Origin of the sequence: Paenibacillus xylanilyticus, assembly GCF_009664365.1 — a bacterium.
Taxonomy (GTDB): Bacteria; Bacillota; Bacilli; order Paenibacillales; family Paenibacillaceae; genus Paenibacillus; species Paenibacillus xylanilyticus_A.
The window spans coordinates 1,539,003-1,557,693 of record NZ_CP044310.1; the positions used below are offsets into that span (position 1 = coordinate 1,539,003).

An 18,691-nucleotide genomic window follows, 5' to 3' on the forward strand; every position below is an offset into this window, starting at 1 on the left:
CAAACATGGCCTTTGTGAAGTCCGTGGATTGCAGAATCAACAGACCACATGATCATCGTAACCAACTCAAGCCAACTACCCAGACTGGTCATCAAGCTGAATACAGCGTGGAACAGATGATGGAAAGTGTACTGCCGGATCTGATAAGCAGTCTCTACGCTTATTGTCTGTCTCTGACCGGTTCAACCTGGGAGGCCGAGGATCTGGTTCAGGATACCTGCGTAAAAATGCTGGCTTCTTCGGCTATGCAGTCCTGTAATACAAAGCAAGAGATGAACTGGGAAGCCTATCTGATCCGGATTGCGCGCAACACATGGATTGACGTCATTCGCAAGCGGGAGAAGCTCGCTTGCAAATTGGATAGCCTGAAACCATTTATGCAAGAATGTGCGGAGGAGGAGCGATTCGAGGAGATCGAGTCTGCTGTTCAGATCCTTGTCAATGAGCTGCCGCCGTGGCAGCGAGCGATATATATATTACGTGATTTAATGGGTTACACGACGGCAGAGACTGCGGAGATGCTGGATACATCGGAAGGAGCGGTCAAAGCCGCGCTGAATCGCGCCAGATCTGCTCTGGAACGCGTCAGACGAAGCCGCCTGGAAACGGAAGGCGAAGCAGTGAGTGGCGCAGATGAAGATTCAGTGAGCGCAGAACAGCTGCGAAGCTATTTGATGGCTTTTCGCAGTGGAGATACGGCGCGTCTGATTGATCTGTGCCTGAACCGTACGGATGATCCGGTGGCCGTGGCAGGAACGATTCTGCAGCAGTCTTTGCCGTCTTCATCAACGCAGCCAATGATGTACGGATATTCCAATTCCGGCATGACTTCAATGATGTATGGAGGAGGATGTGCCGCTCTCATGGTTGCGTAAACCGGGAGGCGACAGGCATGAACCATGTACCTTATGTAGTTGAACAGACAGCCCGCGGTGAGCGGAGCTATGATATTTATTCACGTTTGCTGAAAGATCGAATCATTATGGTGTCCGGGGAGATTGAGGATCAGATGGCAAATGCCATTGTGGCCCAGCTTCTGTTTCTGACCGCAGAGGACCCCGAAAAGGATATCCAGATGTACATCAACAGTCCGGGTGGATCTGTTACAGCCGGATTCTCAATCTATGACACGATGCAATTTGTGAAGCCGGATATTTCAACGATCTGCACTGGCATGGCCGCGAGTTTCGGTACGATTCTGCTGGTCGGTGGAACTAAAGGAAAACGGTTCGCTCTGCCAAATAGTGAGATTATGATCCATCAACCCCATGGGGGTACGCGCGGGCAGGCATCGGATATGCTAATTCATGCCAACCGAATCATTCAGCACCGCCAGCGGCTCAACGAGCTGTTAGCGAACCATACGGGCCAACCACTGGAGCGCATCGAGAGAGATTCGGATCGCGATTATTTCCTGACCGCAGCGGAAGCGGTGGAATATGGACTGGTGGACAAAGTCATATCCAGAACAGATTAAGCAAGCAGCCGTATAATTTACACCTTAAAACATCTAAAGAGCCTGGAAGGTCATATGATCTTCCGGGCTCTTCTCTTTGATTCGTTTATTGTAATTCCACTGTAATGCCATTGTAATTCCATTGTGGTTTTCCGTTCATTAGTGGAAACATCCGGGAGCTAATCCATCCTTTTAACTAGTTCCATGAGTCTGTTCATTCCTTCGCGAATCTGCTGTTCGTGTGTATAGGAGAAGGACAAACGCAGCTTGCGACTTGCGGAAGCTTCCGAAGGATCAAATACCGTTCCGGGGACAAACGCCACAGAATGCTCCATGCACTGGTGAAGCAGTCGTCCTGTATCGATGCCTTCCGGAAGCTCCGCCCAGATGTTGAGTCCGCCCTCAGGCCGGGTCCAATTCCAGTCTGTTTCTTGCAAACACTTTTCCATGACTTCCATCCGTAATTGTATGGCGGTACGCAGCTTCGACAGGTGCTGATGCATGCGCGGAGATTGAAAGTAACGGAGAAACAACTTCTGGTTCAGAAGGGGAGTTCCGTTATCAGCCAGTGCTTTAACCGCCTGCAGTCCTGGCATAAACCGGGGACGGCACATTATTGCCGCAATACGCAGACCCGGAGCAACATATTTGCTGTAGCTGCGAATGTAGAGCGTGTGTCCTGTCGTATCGTACGTAAAGATTGGCGCCGGAGGTTTCTCCTTGAAATAAATATCGTACGTGCTGTCATCTTCAACGAGAAAGCATCCATATTGTTCGGCAAGTTCGGGAAGCTGTTTCCGCTGTTCGGTTGGAATATTAATACCGGTCGGATTCTGGAAGGTTGGCGTCATGTAAAATACGCGGGGCTTCTCCGTCTTCATCAGATGCTCAATCTGTTCCAGATCATAACCCGCCGGGTGTATATCCGTGAAGATCAGGCGTGCACCCTGTTTGCGGAAAATTTCCATGGCAGGGCCATAGGTCGGCCTTTCCATCAGGACACGGTCGCCTGGTCTGACCAGGCTTCGGGAGATCAGATCAATGGCCTGCTGGGCTCCCGTAGTAATGAGTACTTCTTCCGCTGAAATGTAAAATCGTTCTTTCAGTGTCAGATGGCTTGCCAGCGCACTACGCAGTTCCATATCACCCTGAATGGTTGAATATGTACCGAGCAGCCGGGGATACTGATCCAGCAAATCCCGCATGAGTTCTCCCCAGTAACGGTTAGGGAGCAGGGCAGGATCAATCAGTGACTTCGAAAATTGATATTCGGCTTCAAGGGACTGCACGCGCGCGAGTGAGTCCCAGTGCAGCCAGGCGGATACAGCAGGGTCATCTGCCTGGTCCGCTACAGGCGACGGGTCAGCAGGACTGACATAATAACCGGACTTGTCCTTCACGTACACATTCCCGCGTTCCTTCAGCTCCTGATAGGCTTTGAACACCGTAAGCCGATGTACACCGAGCTGCTCGGACAGGCTTCGCACCGAAGGGAGCTTTTCATGTTCCGCCCACTCTCCCGCCTCAATACGCACCACGAGATAATGAACCACCTGTTCATATAGTTTAAGGCTGTTATCTGTCATCAACATGGCTTTGCCCACCCGACTCACGCTCCTTTTGGACTCTATTGTAACAGGAAATGAGTAGATTCTGTTCTGTTTTCGTCATTCTGTTCTGTAGACAGTGCTATATGATGGAGAGCAGATGAAGGAGGGGCTAGCATGGTTGCAGCAGCATTTACAGTAATGTGTCTTATTTTTGGAACAACGTTCCTGGCGATTAAAATTGGGGTCGAGGCAGGCATGCCGCCTTTTCTATCGGCCGGATTACGTTTTATCATTGCAGGGGCATTGATGTTTGCATGGATGTGGATGAAAGGGAAGGTCAATCTGTCCCTGCTGTGGAGAAAAGAAATGCTCCTGACCGGAGCAGGGCTGACCTTCGGTACGTTTGCCACGTTATATTGGGCAGAGCAATATGTCAGCTCAGGCGTTGGGGCTATTTTATCAGCTACCGGGCCGTTGATGATTATGGTAATGCAGACTGCTTTGCTGCGGCAGAAAACCTCTGCCCGCATGATTGCAGGCTGCCTGATCGGTTTTGGAGGCGTTGTGCTTGTCGTTTTACCCGGTGTATCCATTGGTGGAAGTTCACTGTGGTTATGGGGGTGTATCGCCGTACTTGTGGGAGAAGTATGCTATTCAGCAGGCGCCCTGTACTCCAAGAAGGTGATCAATCAGTTCAAGGAAGCAAGTCCCGTAGCGATTAATGCCGTACAGATGATGTATGGGGGATTGCTGTTATCCGGGCTCTCGGCAGTGACGGAATCGTGGAGCACGTCTACACTTGATTGGGCTCCGGCGATCTTGTCCCTGATCTACTTGACGGTGATTGGATCAATGGTAGGGCATAGCCTGTTCTACTGGATCATGTCACGTACGAACCCGCTGTTCCCGGCAACCTGGCTGTACATTTCTCCTCCGATTGCGGTCGGTCTTGGAGCGGTTGTGTATGGTGAACATGTAAGCTGGATCACCTGGATCGGTGTTGTGCTTGTGGTATCCGGTTTGCTGGCGATGAATGAGAAAGTGATGAGCTGGCTGAAGAGAGGTAAACGAACCAATTCATTGGTGCAAACTTCCAAACCTGTGGTAAAATAGGTATTACCTTTTTTACATAGGAATGAGGTGAGGAATCATGTTGAACAGACAAAGACTCGGTGCAATATTTCTGTCCGCGGGGATTGTCCTTTATGGCATTATTCATATTGCTGCTGTTATACACATTCCTTTAGTGACTGTCTGGTCCACCAGATGGGGACGTTATTTGGAAGCTGTGTCCGAGACAGGTGGCCTCATTGGATTGGTTGTGGCGATCTTATTGTTTACTGTTGGCATGGTGCTTCTGTTGACAGGTCTGATTCCGGGTATGAACATGGGGAAGACGATACAAGAGATCCGGGAACGGAACCGTGAGTTTGATGAGCAGTACGGAAGCAACATACGAAGTTCATATGACGGCCAAGATCGATAAAAGAAGGTCAAAGGGGAGAGCAGCATGATCAAATTTTACGCAACGATCTGTTCGGCATTTACTCTCTCGCTCCTTGCTGCCTGGGTGGATCGCTATCCGAATGAAGTTGAAACGGCAGCAGTAATGGTGCCTTTCCGCAATCAGTTCCTGACTGTTTTTTTGATTTTGTGGGCATTCTATCTGTTTGCAGGTTTGCCGCTCATGGCAGTGTTGGACCGTTGTCTCAAGCGAAAAAGCGGGATATCGAAAACAGTCGTTTATTTTCTTGTTGGTACTGTCGTAGGCATCTTGGCAATGCTTCTGCAGATTAAAGGTCCCCATAGCGAATCGATTATGATTGCATTGCTGTTTGGTGTCGGAGCTCTGGTATTTCTAATGTTCAATTCATTATTGGGTTACTTTCGCAAAATATGGTTGAATTCCCGATATCAATAGTAATGATACTATGATTCCGAAGATAAAACCAAAACAAAAACAGCCTCTGGTTCAGCGAGTTTTGAACTGCACCCCAATTGTTAGACATTATCAACAATTGGAGGTGCAGTTTTTCTATGGCTAAATTTACAAACGAACAAAAAATGGATGCAGTTATTAGATATCAAAGCAAATCGGAAAGTGTAAGGGAAATTGCTAATTCACTTGGGGCGAATCAAGAAGTTGTACGGATGTGGATTAAACAAGCTGAGTATCACGGGTTAGCCGCCTTTAAAAAGTCCTATACTTCCTACACTATGCAGTTTAAGATGGACGTACTTAATAATATGAACGAAATGGGGATATCTCCTAACGAAGCTGCAGTCATCTTTAATATTTCCTCTCCAGCATTAATTCGAACGTGGAGGATAAAGCTTAATACGGTAGGGTTAGATGCGCTCATTTCGAAGAAAAAGGGGCGTCCATCCTTGAAGAAAAAATCCAGTAAACCAACAAAGCCAACACGAACTGAAGACTCTACAGAAGCCCTTCAAGCAGAAATCCAACGTCTACGTATGGAAAATGAATACTTAAAAAAGTTAAATGCCTTAGTTCAAAGCAAAAAAAAATCACCAAGAAAGACAAAGTAAAGGTCATCTATGAATTAAGGCAGAAGTACCCAGTGAAGGCGCTTGTAGCATTCGCACAAATCCCACGTAGCACGTATTACAATGTAGTAAAGAAGTTGGATCAACTAGATCCAGATCTGGACTTAAAAGTGGAGATTCAAGCAATCTATGATGAACATGAAGGTCGTTATGGCTATCGACGCATTTGTGATGAACTAGCGAATCGCCAGCAAAAAGTGAATCATAAAAGGGTCCAGCGCATTATGAAAGAGTTAGGTTTAAAGTGCTTAGTACGCATGAAAAAATATAAATCGTACAAAGGTACGATAGGTAAAATCGCAACAAACATTTTAAATAGAAACTTCACATCGGAAGTACCTAATGCAAAGTGGGTCACCGATATTACTGAGTTTAAATTATTTGGTGAGAAGCTTTATTTATCGCCTGTACTAGATTTATTTAATGGGGAAATTATTACGTATACCATTGGCTCAAGGCCAACGTATTCCCTTGTTTCAGAGATGTTAGATCAAGCTTTAGAACGTTTGCCAGAGGACCATCAGCTACTGATGCATTCTGATCAAGGCTGGCACTATCAAATGAAGCCCTATCGTACAAAGCTTGAATCTAGAGGAATTGTACAAAGTATGTCTCGTAAAGGTAATTGTTACGACAATTCAGTGATGGAAAATTTCTTCGGGATAATGAAATCAGAATTCCTCTATTTGAAGGAATTTGAAAGCTTAGAGTATTTCAAAAAAGAACTTAAAAAATATATCGAATACTACAACACGAAACGAATGAAAGCAAAATTTAAAATGAGCCCGGTAGAATACCGAACTCATTTTAATCAAGCTGCCTAATGAAATAACCGTGTCTAACTTTTAGGGGTCACTTCATTTATTCGCTACCCGGGGCTGTTTTTGTTTTACCGTATGCTTAGCGTTATCGTGTTACTCCGCGTTCAGCACAAATTTCTCAATGACCTGTTTTACGCCGTCTTCGTTGTTGCTTGCCGTAATGTAATCTGCCAGCTCTTTGAGAGCAGGGATTGCATTACCCATGGCCACGCCAAGGCCGGCAACTTCCAGCATTTCATGGTCATTCCAGGAATCACCGATTGCAATGCACTCGCTCAATTGGTGACCAAAGTGATCGGCCAGGAAGGTAAGGGCATGTCCTTTGGTTCCTTCGCGATGCATGATCTCGAGGAAGTATGGTTTGGACTTGGTGATATGGACTTCTGGTCCAAGCAATTCACGCAGGTCAACGGCCACTTTATCCAGATAGTCTGGCTCATCGATGATAAGCAATTTTGGTGTTTGTTGTTCAATAACTTTGATGAAGTCCGGCTCGATATGGTACTGGGTACCATTCAGCTTCGCATAATCACGCAGTTTGTCGTTCTCTTCGCGAGCATACAGTTTGTCATCAATGTACGTTTGAAGATGGAGATTGTTCTCCAGGCAGTAGTCGTACAATTTGCGGGAAGCGTCTTGCGGTACATAGCGCTCATAGAGTACTTTCTCGTCCAGCAGGTTTTTGACCAAAGCACCCTGATACGTAATGATTGGCACGTTCAATCCCGTTTGGCGAGCAAGTGCTTGTGCAGAAGCATAGGCACGTCCTGTTGCCAGGGTAACGACTACACCATGAGCAACCGCTTGCTCCAATGCCGTTTGTGTTGCAGGAGTTACTTCCTTGTTGTCGTTGATGAGGGTATCATCGATGTCAATTGCCATTAATTTGTAAGCCATTTGAGTTTCTCTCCTTTTATCTGTATCTATAAACACGAACGAATGGATCCATCATTACACCAGATCACTCCAAACGCAGAATTATCTTTCGATCACTGTTATCCCTAGATTTCTTTGAGTCCCTTATGTAAAGGGGGAAATCCAGGGATAAAGACGAACGCTTTGTTTCTCCAGATTGATTCTGCTTTTCCCGTTAAAGTGTAATAATGGAATTCGTTCTAAAACTATACTTACATCTAAATCTATTCTTCTAGGAAAACGAGGCCGATAAAGTCCTCCAGCTCCAGGTTACCGAAGTAATGTTTCACATCAAGGCCCTCAAGTGCCGTGCGCACCTCGGATTCCTCATAACGCTTGCCGCGCAGCATATCTTCGATATCCGCCACATCGCCTACACCGAAGAAGTCACCGAAGATTTTGATATCCTCGATTCGTCCGTCCTTGATGTTCATGCGCAGATCGATAATGCCGACAGGGAATTTGCGGGTATGCTTCACATTGCTCTCCGGAGACAACCCATAGTTCCAGTCCCAGTTGCTGTAACGCTCAGCGGAGATTTCCTTGATCTTGTCCCAATCCTTCTCCGTGAGTTCATATTGGGGAACATCCTGCGGCTCCATGCGGAAGATGTGGCGCAGCAGCTCGTCCCGGAATTGTTCAATGGTCAGATTGCTGTCAATCAGATCCCGAATGTTGGCGACCCGGCTGCGTACGGATTTGGTGCTCTTGGATTTGAATTTCTCGGGATTAACATTCAGGGATGCCTGAACATGATCCAGATTAAGGTCAAACATGAGCGTTCCGTGACTGAACATGCGTCCGCGGGTGGAGAACTGGGCATTACCCGAGATTTTCTTTTCCCCGACTTGCAGATCGTTGCGTCCGGTCAGCTCGGCATTCACACCCAGCTCCTGCAGAGCTTCCACGACAGGTTGGGTGAACTTGCGGAAGTTGTGGAAAGATTGTCCGTCATCCTTGGTAATAAAACTGAAATTGAGGTTGCCCAAATCATGGTAGACTGCGCCGCCTCCAGAGAGACGACGTACAACTTGTACACCGTTATCCTGAACATATTCGATGTTGATCTCTTCGATGGTATTCTGGTGTTTTCCAATAATTATGGAAGGGCGGTTAATGTAAAACAGCAGATAGCTGTCATCCATCGGCAGATGCTTCAAAATGTATTCCTCAATCGCGAGGTTTACAGAAGGATCTGTAATGCCCTGGTTATCAACAAACAGCATGGTCATTCCTCCATTAATGTATGTGAGGGACGATGATCCCTTATGTAGTGTTGCGTCTGCGAATCAAAATTCCTCTTCTATTGTAATCGAATTGTCGATTGGACACAAAGGAATTGAAGCAGGGAATGGATGGTGTAGGCAAATCAGGATTGACCCGTGACAGTTACGCCATCCATAATAAAAATGACATGCAGAAAGGATGACGGACAAAATGAGCGGTATCATTGAAGTTTTTGGACATGGTGGAGACGTGGAGACTGCTGCGTCAAGATTTGGCGGGAGTCCTGAGGATTTCCTTGATTTTAGTGCAAACATTAACCCTCTGGGTCCACCCAAGGACGTTCTGAAGGCGTTGGAGCAAGGGATGCGGGCGATACTTCGTTATCCTGATCCTGCACATCGGACATTCAAATCATTGCTTGGCGAACGCCTCGGCCTGTCAGAGGAATATATATCTATAGGGAATGGAGCTGCGGAAAGCATGGCTCTGATCCTGCTCGGACTCTCTCCCCGGAAGGTGGGCACTGTGGAACCGGGGTTCTCGGAGTATCGTTCCTTGTCCAAGCAATTTGGGGCTGAAATGCATCATGTTCTGGGAAAGGAGGAGCTTGAATGGCGAGCAGCTCCTGAAGATATCGAGAGGCTGATGGAACAGGTGGACTTGCTGTTTCTTGGACAGCCGAATAACCCTAATGGAGTACAGTATCCAGTTGAAGTATTGCAGCGGCTGGCCCGTCATGCCGAGAAGACAGATACGGTCCTGGTGATCGACGAGGCATTTATGGATTTCATTCCTGAAACGCAGCGACAATCCCTGGCTTCCCGGTTACAGGTTTACCCGCAGGTGATCATCATTCGCTCGATGACCAAGTTCTATGCCGTTCCGGGTCTTCGGCTTGGCTATGCGATGGCACGCCCGGATCTGATTCGTGCCATGACGGAGAAACAGGTAACCTGGAGTGTCAACGGACTGGCACTAATCGCGGGAGAAGCCTGTCTAAGCAGCGGGGAAGCTTTTGAACGGGAGACATTGGAACAGGTGGCGCTTGAACGAGAGAAACTGGCATCCGGCCTGAAGGCCTGTGGATGCGAAGTGACACGCGGGGAAGCGAACTTCCTGCTGGCACGTGTGCCGCAGCCATGGACAGCGTCAACCATACAGGCGGCTCTGGGGGAGCGGGGAATTCTGATCCGAAGCTGTGCCATGTACCCTGGACTTGGGGACAGACATATCCGACTGGCGGTGAAGGACGCGAAGTCGAATCTTCGTCTGGTGAACGAAATGAGAAGTGTGAGCGGACAAATGAATCCGGTGCCAACGGGTGAGGGGGTGGAGTAATGGCATTGCCATTCTTTCAGTACTTTACCCATGCAAATGCAGAGCCAAATGAATATACTTCTTCTGCATGGCCCGGGTTAACCATCAGCGCACATGAACGCCATATTCGAGCAGCCATCCCTAACCGGGTAAGTGCCATTTCGAGTGCTGTGTACGGCGGGGGTATGATCGAGCTGGATCGCATATTCAATATTTATGTAGACAGGCATTATCGTTGTGACGACCCGCCGCGTGATATTGCAGACCTCCTGAGAGGATGGGAGGAACGCACAACAACGTGTGCCGGATTACTGACAGCCGTTAAGCTTGAGCACACATCGGTTCAGGAATATGTGGGCGATGAAGCAGGGATCTTGTGCTGTACGACGGCAGGTGTATCCAATGCTGCCCGGGCAGGTTCCGCAAGAACCGTATTTGATGCTGCAGGGAACATAACTAGCTCAGAGGGAATAGCAGCAGAGTCACCCTACACTCCCGGTACCATTAATATCATGTTATGGATCAACGGCCGCATGACGCCCGGAGCCATGGTCAATGCCGTTCAGACAGCGGTGGAAGCCAAAACGGCAGCGCTCTCGGATTGCGGTGTAATGGATTCGGAAAACGGACTGACTGCAACAGGAACGACGACAGATGCCATTGTGCTGGCCACAAGTCAGGTGAAGGGTAAACCACTGATCTCTTACGCGGGTACAGCCACAGTAATTGGGGCAGGCATTGGGCGTGTCGTCTATGATGCCGTTACCGAAAGTTTACAAGCTGGACAGGCGTGGAAAGAGAGGAATAGCAAGCGATGATATCTCTGAGTCAGTGGGCAGACTGGCCCATATGGGCAGGAATGACAGGGGCATGGATTATTTTGGCAGCATACATACTGGATCGCCTCATAGGAGATCCGCGCTGGATTCCCCACCCGGTGATTGGCATGGGCAAAGGAATTTCTGCACTGGAGCGGACCATCAGAAAACGAGTGAGCAGTGATCAGGGGCTTAAACGGGCAGGGATGCTTTTTCCGATCGTCATTGCTGGTGGTGCATTTGTGCTTACTTGGGGAGTGTTGTACATCCTGGGACTTGTTCACCCAGTGATTGCCGTTATCGCTGAAGTGGTACTGATTGCCACCACCATTGCTTCCAAAGGACTGAAGGATGCAGGCATGGAAGTGTATCGTCATCTGAGAGAAAGGGATTGGCCTGCGGCTAGACGTTCACTCGGCATGATCGTGGGGCGGGATACAGCACATCTGGATGAACCGGAAGTGGTGAGGGGAACTGTGGAGACTGTAGCGGAAAATATCGTGGATGCCATCGTTTCACCGCTGTTCTATGCCCTGATTGGCGGTGCTCCGCTTGCGATGGCCTATCGGGCCGTCAATACACTGGATTCCATGGTTGGTTATAAAAATGAAAAGTACTTGCATCTCGGCTGGGCCTCTGCTCGTCTGGATGATTGGGCGAACTGGATTCCGGCGCGGCTTACCGCCTTGCTGCTCATTACGGGTGCATGGTTCATGAGATTGAACGCAAAAGGTGCTGCACGCATGGTTCGCCGGGATGCCCGATTGCACCCCAGCCCGAACAGTGGATTCCCGGAGTCGGCCGTTGCGGGAGCGCTGGGCATCAGGCTTGGCGGGCATAACGTCTATCACGGTGTGGCTTCTTTTCGAGCCTATATGGGCGATCAGACACGGCTAATGGAAGCAGAGGATATCGTGCGGACCACGCGTTTGATGTTCTGGTCGGCGGGAGCTTTTGTGCTGTTATGCTGGCTGGTAACGTTCGGCATCTGGACAGCTGGAGGTGCGCTGTTATGGAAGTAGAATCCGGGAAGCATGGAACAGGAGCGCGGGAGATCGTGTTTATCCGTCATGGGACAACTTCTTGGAATGTGGAAAAGAGATATCTCGGACATACCGATATCGGTCTCCTGCCGGATGCAGAGCGGGAACTGGCGCCGCTTCGCGAGTCCATTCGCGGAATCACATGGGATGCGCTATATTGCAGTGATCTGCTGCGCTGCCGGCAGACCGTGGAACGAATTGCTCCGGTACAAGCAGGACAAGTACAGTATGATCCGCGTCTGCGTGAGATTGATTTTGGGCAATGGGAAGGGATGACTTACAATGAGCTCAAGGGCAATCCGCTCTACCGGAATTGGATTGATGCACCGCAGGATGTGACGCCACCGGGCGGCGAGCCTTGGCAGGCTTTTGCTGCGCGGATCGACTCTTTCGTGAAGGAGTGTCTTGTGTCCGTTTCGCCAGAGGAACATATCGAAGAAAATTATGTTCCTGCGATTGCCGTTGTTACCCATGGCGGTGTCATTCGGTATGCCATGTCACGTCTCATACCGGAACTGGGATTCTGGGATACGCAGGTCATTCCGGGGCAAGCCATTAAGGTTCGGCTTGAAAAAAGCGGAAATCGCTGGGTTTCAAGCAGGGTGTCTTTTCCGTGAATCGGGTTGTAAGGATGTGCAATATAACCTATAATCACAACAGAAGTGTGACTTCAGCATGAATACATATCTCGTTATGCGCTTAAGCGCTGAGGGATGGGACATGCTCACTTGAATGGTTACTATATCAGCGACCACGGGTCCCTTGTGCGCAAGAAGAGCTCATCGAGTTAATGCAAACGATGAACGGCACAAAGGGTGAAATAGGGAAGCCGGTGTGAATCCGGCACGGTCCCGCCACTGTAAATCAGGACAAGCAGTCCTGTAAGTCAGGTTACCTGCCCTGGACGTACAAACCGGTGTTCCTTCGAGGAAAGGACAGCGTTTCGGGCAATTCTATGTGCATGAACAGCGGGTACGCTGTAGATGTGCAGATCGCCATATGCGAGACGTCATCCCTGATCCTGACGTAAGGATCGGGGATTTTTTTGTTCATATAGGATGAACCTGTAAGCTTTACACTAGACCACTACGATTGCAGTACCGTCTTCCGATCGCTGTTATCCCCAGATTTCTTTGATCCCCTTATTAAAAGGGGAAATCCGGTGATAAAGGCGAACACTTCGTTTCTCCAGATCGGTTCTGCACTCTCCGTTAACGTGTAAATGTTGCAGTTCAAACCTTATATAGGAACACCAAAGTATGGGGAGTAAGAGTTTGAGCATGTCGCAAGAAATAGTACAAATAGAGAAGGGGAGAATGAACAGAATGAACATCAAGAATTGGAAAGGCATGGCGTCCCTGCTGACAGCAGCGATGCTCACACTGGCTTTGGCCGGATGTGGAAATGCAACAACGAACGAGGGAACAGGTACGTCTACGCAGCAGCCGGCACAGGAGCAATCCCAAGGCCAGGAGCAGACGGATCTCAAAACACAATATCCACTTACGGTAACGGATGCAACTGGTGAATCCTTCACGTTTGAGAAAGCGCCAGCCAAAATCGTATCCGTGTCTCCGGCAGAAACTGAGTCATTGTTCGCCCTTGGACTGGACGAGCAGATCGTAGGCGTATCCGACTATGACGATTATCCGGAAGCTGCAACGACCAAACCGAAAATGGGCGGTGTGTCGAAGCCCAATGAAGAATCAATTATCGCAGCTGAAGCAGACATCGTATTTACAGGCATCTCCATGAGCGAAGAGGCTGTGACCAAGCTGCGCGAGCTGGGTATCACCATTTTCAAAACAGATCCGAAATCGATAGACGATGTCATGAACAACATCGAAACGTTCGGAAAAATCACGGATCATCAGGAGCAGGCACAGGAGCTCATCACGAAGATGAAACAAGATGTAGCGGACGTAACCGAAGCGGTTAAGGCTGTGAAGTCGGAAGATCAGAAAAAGGTATATGTTGAATTCTCCCCAGGCTGGACTGTGGGTAAAGGCGAATTCATGGATGAACTGATTACGGTAGCCGGTGGAATCAACGTTGCTTCCGACCTCGTGGGCTGGAATGAAATTAACGAAGAGAACATTATTGCTTCCAATCCGGATGTCATTCTGTACGCCAATGATGTTATTGATGAGAACTCCAAAACATTGGATCAGATCATCAAAGAGCGCAGCGGCTGGGATCAAATCACAGCAGTGAAAGACGATGCAGTCATTGGCCTGGATGCCAATCTGCTAAGCCGTCCGGGTCCACGTGTAACAGAAGGTTTGAAAGCTGTAGCCAAAGCGATCTATCCTGACCTGTTCCAATGAGTAAAAAGCTGGCAGTGTACGGAACAGCCGGAATTCTGCTGCTTGTGCTGACTGTGCTGATCTGTACGGGCATCGGTTCAGTGGCTCTGCCTGTCCGTGACATTGCAGGTATTCTGCTTCATCACATGCCATGGATTGGAGACTGGATCACGCCCGACTGGAGTACGGCAGCCGAGCAGATTATATGGAAGGTCAGGTTCCCGCGGGTGCTGCTTGCTGTACTCGTGGGTGCATCGCTGGCCATCGCCGGAGCGGGCTTCCAGGGGGTCCTTCGTAACCCGCTGGCAGATCCGTTTACGCTTGGCGTATCGTCTGGCGCATCGGTGGGTGCTGCTTTTCTGATTTTCTTCGGATTGCAGTATGCACTGATCGGAATCTGGACCTTGCCGCTCGTTGCGTTTTTGACGGGCGTGCTCACATTATGGTTTGTGCTCGCCCTGGCTCGTGAAGGGCGCAAAATACCGACGCACAGCCTGATTCTGGCTGGTGTGGTGATGCAAAGTTTTCTGGGAGCGGTGGTCTCCTTCCTGTCGACCATGTCGAAACAGACAATTAACGAAATTATATACTGGACGATGGGAAGTCTGGCTCTGCGTGGGTGGTCGTATACGGCCATCCTTTTCCCGTATTTTATACTCGGTCTGATTTTCCTCTGGAGCCGTGCCCGTTCCTTGAATGTGCTTGCACTGGGGGAACGGCAGGCTGCACATATCGGTGTCCAGGTGGATGGACTGAAGCTATCCGTCCTTGCCGTAGGAACACTGCTTACCGCCGGGGCGGTCTCGGTTTCGGGTGTCATTGGATTCGTAGGTCTTGTCATCCCGCATATTCTTCGGCTGATCGTTGGGCCTGACTATCGTTTGCTAGTTCCCTTGTCCGCGATTGGCGGAGCCATCTTCATGGTATGGGCCGATACGATAGCACGCTCCCTGCTGGCCCCGACCGAAATTCCGCTTGGTGTGGTGACGGCCTTTGTAGGGGCTCCTTTCTTCGCGTATCTGCTGCATCGGAATAAAAAGCTGCGAAAAGGGGTGATGCCATGAGTAAAAGCATGGGTACAAGCATGGGTACAAGCGTTACCTTAAACGATCCGCTGATTGAAATTGCGGGAGCAGGCAAAATGTATGGTCAGCACCGGGCGCTGCATAACGTGGACTGGCATGTCACAGAGGGCGAATGGTGGGGTGTCGTTGGTCCAAACGGAAGCGGAAAATCAACGCTGCTTCAGCTCATTGCAGGAACCGAACAGCCTGGCGCAGGCAGCATTCGGATTGCAGGACGGGAGATTACCTCATACACTCGCAAAGATCTGTCCCGCATGATTGCAGTATTACAGCAGGACGGCCTGCCTGCCATCTCCTATCCCGTCCGGGATGTGGTGGAGATGGGACGTTATCCTTATCAGAATTGGTTAGGCAGGGAATCGGCGGACGGAGCGAAAGTGGTGAACCGGGTACTGGAAGAACTGGGTCTAACCGAAATGGCCGACAGGCCGCTCGATGCACTCAGCGGCGGGCAGAGGCAGCGGGTGGCGCTCGCCAAAGTGATGGCCCAGGAGCCCCAATTGTTATTGCTGGATGAGCCAACCACCTTTCTTGATATCCGATATCAATTGCAATTCATGGAGCTATTATCTTCCTGGCGGCAAAAAAACAACATTACCATTGTGGCTGTACTGCACGATCTGAACCTCGCTGCGCAATTCTGCGATCAGATTCTCGCTCTGCGCGAGGGCATGTGCGTAAGCAGTGGAACACCACATTCGTTGATGACGGAAGTGAACATTCGGGATATCTTCCGGGTGAACCCGGCCATGGTCAATCATCCCGATACTGGACTGCCGCAATTGTTGCTGCGGCGAGAACACGAGTGAACGTTAAGCGGGGCGACCCTATATTTTGATGAAGGAAGTGCTGGCGGTATGAATAATGAACAGACGTTGGAACAGTTAATTGATCGGATCGTGGGTCCTAATGAAGAAGTGGCGGCAGAGGCCTCTGCTCATGTGGATTCATTAACGAAACCGCCGGGCAGTCTCGGCAAACTGGAACAGCTGGTTATTCGACTTGCGGGGATAACCGGCGAGGCTCGGCCTTGTCTGGATCGCAGGGCCGTCATCGTTATGGCTGCCGATCACGGCGTCGTTGCCGAAGGCATCAGTGCGTTCCCGGCAGAGGTAACGCCGCAGATGGTTCATAATTTTCTGGCAGGAGGAGCGGCCGTCAACGTTCTGGCGCGCCATGCAGGGGCAGATGTCATCTGTGTGGACATTGGTGTGAATGCCGATCTGGAACACCCGGACCTGGTCTCCCGCAAAGTACGCAAAGGTACAGCCAACATGGCGCAGGGCGCAGCCATGAGCCGTGATGAGGCGATCCAGGCGATTCTTGCTGGAGCCGAGGTCGTAGCGACTCAAGTCGCAAAGGGAACCCGGTTGTTTGTCACCGGTGAAATGGGTATCGGAAATACTACGGCGAGTGCCGCAGTCATGTGTGCTTTAACCGGAACGGCACCTGCATCTGCGGTTGGTCGGGGAACAGGAATGGATGACGCAGGTTTGCAGCGCAAAGCCGCTGTAGTCAGCCGGGCACTTAGTGTGAACGCACCGGATGCAGACGATGCCCTGGATGTGCTTGGCAAAGTGGGCGGATTGGAAATTGCCGGACTGACAGGTGTCATCCTCGCAGCGGCAGCTCATGGCTGCCCTGTGGTGGTGGATGGGTTTATCTCCACTGCAGCTGCACTGATTGCGAGACAGCTTGCTCCGGTCAGTGTGGAATATATGATTGCTTCCCATACCTCGCATGAAAGTGGGCATGCTGCGCTTCTGCGCGAACTTGGCCTCAAACCGATGCTGGATCTGGACATGCGGCTGGGTGAGGGGACAGGTGGTGTGCTCAGTCTTCATTTAATCGATGCGGCTTGCCGTATTTTGAATGAGATGGCCACATTTGCAAGCGCTGGTGTATCGGGAAGTTCGAATGAGAATGAGACCGTGGATGACTCATCGACAACTGCTGGAGCAGTTCGGGGAGAGGTATCTCCATGAGTGTACTTGTAACGGGCGGGGCAAGGAGCGGCAAAAGCTCCTTTGCCGAGCGTCTCTGCATGCAGCGCTCCTCCGAAGCCTGGTATGTCGCAACTGCACAGGCGTATGATGACGAGATGCGTGAACGGATACGTCTGCATCAGAATCAGCGTGATGAAGTGGGGTACCTGTGGCATACCGTGGAGGAACCCTTGGCACTGCCAGAACTCATCACCCGAATGGGGGAATCGCATACAGGATCGTCTGCTCCGACCATTTTGGTGGATTGCCTGACGCTTTGGTTGACTAATGTCCTGCTTACCCACGAGCATGAGCCTGAGCAAGTTATTCAGGATCATATGAATGCACTGGTAACCGCCATCGAGTCCTATCCCGGGCTGCTTGTCCTGGTTACGAATGAAGTGGGTGACGGCATCGTACCGGAGTATGCACTTGGCAGAAGATATCGGGATCTGGCGGGCATATTGAATCAGCGAGTTGCTGCCATTAGCCGCGAGGTTTTCCTGGTAACGGTAGGGATTGCAATGGAGCTGAAGAGCAAGGAGTATCGCTTATGAGCCATGACGGTAACGATAGCCAGCATAATCGTGAGGAAATGACCCATGAAGACCACCTAAATCAGGTAAACGAGGGGCCTGCTCAGGGTGCGGAATATGTAAACCGACTGGATCAAAAACATGCGGCTGCGGCCGCTTTTCAATTTTTGTCCCGTTTCCCGGTGAAAATGCAGATTGATTTCGTTCCGCCACTGCTGCGGGAAAGTGTAGTCTATTATCCGCTGGTCGGTGCGGCCATTGGTTTAAGTGTCTGGATTGGAGGCGCGCTTACCGGTGCACTGCTGCCATCGTTCCCGGCGGCCGTATTAACCCTGACCCTTTGGGTGTGGCTTACGGGGGGACTCCATCTCGATGGCTGGATGGATACAGCGGATGGCCTGCTCAGCTATCGTACCCGTGAGCGAATGCTGGAGATTATGAAAGACAGCCGCGTTGGAGCTATGGGCGTGATTGCCTGCGTGCTGCTGCTCATGATGAAAGCAGCCTTAATTGCTGATTTTATCGCACGTGGTAACTGGCTGTATGGAGCGCTGCTAATTCTGCCCATGATCTGGAGCCGCTGGTTTATGGTGTATGCCATTTCGGCTTGGCCGAATGCCAGGGGGGACGATGGACTTGCTGTCCTGTTCAAGGGCCTTGGTGAACGAAAAGAAGTCCAGCGGGCACGAAGTGCTGCGGTTGGATTGACCATCCTGGCGGCTGTCATTACACTTGCCGCGGTGTGGATCTTTCAGCCAGGCAGCAGTATGGTAGAAATGCTGGCGATGGATAGGGGCCTTGGGACATTACCTTGGTGGCTATATCCTATTGCAGCTGCCATTTTGGTACCGCTGGCGGCATATCTTATCGGCAAGTTCGTTGCCGGACGCATTAGCGAGAGGTTAGGCGGACTTACTGGAGATACTTATGGTGCGATGAATGAGCTGCTGGAAGCCGCTCTGTTGACGGTGTTAAGTCTGCTGCAGGGATTATTTTTGATATAGGGAACGAACGGAAATGAGTAATGTGGAGCATAACGCGAAAGAGCTGAGGTGATTGGAACG

Annotated in this window: 19 protein-coding genes and 1 riboswitch; of the genes, 16 read left to right on the forward strand and 3 right to left on the reverse strand. The window is 50.1% G+C overall.

Annotated features, from left to right (window positions below; all coding sequences use genetic code 11):
- Window positions 1–5 precede the first annotated feature (5 nt).
- Window positions 6–875 (forward strand): RNA polymerase sigma factor, encoded by an 870-nt coding sequence (locus F4V51_RS06845; RefSeq protein WP_153977385.1) that lies wholly within the window; start codon window positions 6–8, stop codon window positions 873–875.
- A 17-nt stretch (window positions 876–892) separates the two neighbouring features.
- Window positions 893–1,477, forward strand: a complete 585-nt coding sequence (clpP, locus tag F4V51_RS06850; protein ID WP_153977386.1) for an ATP-dependent Clp endopeptidase proteolytic subunit ClpP — start codon at window positions 893–895, stop codon at window positions 1,475–1,477.
- 158 nt (window positions 1,478–1,635) lie between these two features.
- On the opposite strand, the gene F4V51_RS06855 is transcribed toward clpP, so the two are convergent.
- Window positions 1,636–3,060: an aminotransferase-like domain-containing protein gene (locus F4V51_RS06855; protein ID WP_236146707.1), complete on the reverse strand. Its 1,425-nt coding sequence runs from the start codon at window positions 3,058–3,060 to the stop codon at window positions 1,636–1,638.
- A 120-nt stretch (window positions 3,061–3,180) separates the two neighbouring features.
- On the opposite strand from F4V51_RS06855, the gene F4V51_RS06860 reads away from it, so the two are divergent.
- The 4 genes from F4V51_RS06860 to F4V51_RS06875 all read left to right on the forward strand — a co-directional run bounded on the left by F4V51_RS06860 (window position 3,181) and on the right by F4V51_RS06875 (window position 6,398).
- Window positions 3,181–4,119: a DMT family transporter gene (locus tag F4V51_RS06860; RefSeq protein ID WP_153977387.1), complete on the forward strand. Its 939-nt coding sequence runs from the start codon at window positions 3,181–3,183 to the stop codon at window positions 4,117–4,119.
- Between the two features lie 37 nt (window positions 4,120–4,156).
- On the forward strand, window positions 4,157–4,492 hold the full coding sequence (locus F4V51_RS06865) for a hypothetical protein (protein ID WP_153977388.1): 336 nt from the start codon (window positions 4,157–4,159) through the stop codon (window positions 4,490–4,492).
- Between the two features lie 24 nt (window positions 4,493–4,516).
- Window positions 4,517–4,927 (forward strand): hypothetical protein, encoded by a 411-nt coding sequence (locus tag F4V51_RS06870; protein ID WP_153977389.1) that lies wholly within the window; start codon window positions 4,517–4,519, stop codon window positions 4,925–4,927.
- Window positions 4,928–5,043: 116 nt separating this feature from the next.
- A protein-coding gene (locus F4V51_RS06875) for an IS3 family transposase (RefSeq protein WP_153977390.1) occupies window positions 5,044–6,398 on the forward strand; the annotation gives its coding sequence in 2 pieces (ribosomal slippage) (window positions 5,044–5,497 and window positions 5,497–6,398; 1,356 coding nt in all).
- A gap of 90 nt (window positions 6,399–6,488) precedes the next feature.
- Here F4V51_RS06875 and F4V51_RS06880 read toward each other — a convergent pair.
- Both F4V51_RS06880 and F4V51_RS06885 read right to left on the reverse strand, forming a co-directional pair.
- Window positions 6,489–7,292 carry a Cof-type HAD-IIB family hydrolase gene (locus tag F4V51_RS06880; RefSeq protein ID WP_095289219.1) on the reverse strand — a complete coding sequence of 268 codons (804 nt, stop codon included), beginning with the start codon at window positions 7,290–7,292 and terminating at the stop codon, window positions 6,489–6,491.
- A gap of 242 nt (window positions 7,293–7,534) precedes the next feature.
- Window positions 7,535–8,536, reverse strand: a complete 1,002-nt coding sequence (locus F4V51_RS06885) for a lipoate--protein ligase (protein ID WP_110821339.1) — start codon at window positions 8,534–8,536, stop codon at window positions 7,535–7,537.
- A 211-nt stretch (window positions 8,537–8,747) separates the two neighbouring features.
- Here F4V51_RS06885 and cobD point away from each other — a divergent pair, with 211 nt between their 5' ends.
- From cobD to cobS, 10 genes are all read left to right on the forward strand, one after another.
- On the forward strand, window positions 8,748–9,875 hold the full coding sequence (gene cobD / locus F4V51_RS06890; protein ID WP_153977391.1) for a threonine-phosphate decarboxylase CobD: 1,128 nt from the start codon (window positions 8,748–8,750) through the stop codon (window positions 9,873–9,875).
- The gene (locus F4V51_RS06895) at window positions 9,875–10,672 is read left to right on the forward strand and encodes an adenosylcobinamide amidohydrolase (RefSeq protein ID WP_153977392.1); all 798 of its coding nucleotides are present in this window, start codon (window positions 9,875–9,877) and stop codon (window positions 10,670–10,672) included. The genes cobD and F4V51_RS06895 overlap by 1 nt, the downstream gene beginning before the upstream one ends.
- A 41-nt stretch (window positions 10,673–10,713) precedes the next feature.
- Window positions 10,714–11,694, forward strand: coding sequence for an adenosylcobinamide-phosphate synthase CbiB (gene cbiB / locus F4V51_RS06900; RefSeq protein ID WP_153980596.1), 981 nt, complete (start codon window positions 10,714–10,716; stop codon window positions 11,692–11,694).
- Window positions 11,685–12,332: a histidine phosphatase family protein gene (locus F4V51_RS06905; RefSeq protein WP_153977393.1), complete on the forward strand. Its 648-nt coding sequence runs from the start codon at window positions 11,685–11,687 to the stop codon at window positions 12,330–12,332. Before cbiB ends, F4V51_RS06905 begins: the two co-directional genes overlap by 10 nt.
- Before the next feature lie 170 nt (window positions 12,333–12,502).
- Window positions 12,503–12,633: riboswitch (cobalamin riboswitch) on the forward strand.
- A 407-nt stretch (window positions 12,634–13,040) separates the two neighbouring features.
- A complete protein-coding gene (locus F4V51_RS06910) occupies window positions 13,041–14,042 on the forward strand; it encodes an ABC transporter substrate-binding protein (RefSeq protein ID WP_390583509.1) in 1,002 nt (333 codons plus the stop codon).
- On the forward strand, window positions 14,039–15,085 hold the full coding sequence (locus tag F4V51_RS06915) for a FecCD family ABC transporter permease (RefSeq protein WP_095360590.1): 1,047 nt from the start codon (window positions 14,039–14,041) through the stop codon (window positions 15,083–15,085). The genes F4V51_RS06910 and F4V51_RS06915 overlap by 4 nt, the downstream gene beginning before the upstream one ends.
- A complete protein-coding gene (locus tag F4V51_RS06920; protein ID WP_201281186.1) occupies window positions 15,082–15,915 on the forward strand; it encodes an ABC transporter ATP-binding protein in 834 nt (277 codons plus the stop codon). Before F4V51_RS06915 ends, F4V51_RS06920 begins: the two co-directional genes overlap by 4 nt.
- A gap of 48 nt (window positions 15,916–15,963) precedes the next feature.
- The gene (cobT, locus tag F4V51_RS06925) at window positions 15,964–17,091 is read left to right on the forward strand and encodes a nicotinate-nucleotide--dimethylbenzimidazole phosphoribosyltransferase (protein WP_153977395.1); all 1,128 of its coding nucleotides are present in this window, start codon (window positions 15,964–15,966) and stop codon (window positions 17,089–17,091) included.
- Complete coding sequence (gene cobU, locus F4V51_RS06930) at window positions 17,088–17,648, forward strand: bifunctional adenosylcobinamide kinase/adenosylcobinamide-phosphate guanylyltransferase (RefSeq protein ID WP_153977396.1); 561 nt, start codon at window positions 17,088–17,090, stop codon at window positions 17,646–17,648. Before cobT ends, cobU begins: the two co-directional genes overlap by 4 nt.
- The gene (gene cobS, locus F4V51_RS06935) at window positions 17,645–18,631 is read left to right on the forward strand and encodes an adenosylcobinamide-GDP ribazoletransferase (protein WP_268893531.1); all 987 of its coding nucleotides are present in this window, start codon (window positions 17,645–17,647) and stop codon (window positions 18,629–18,631) included. Before cobU ends, cobS begins: the two co-directional genes overlap by 4 nt.
- Window positions 18,632–18,691: the final 60 nt, after the last annotated feature.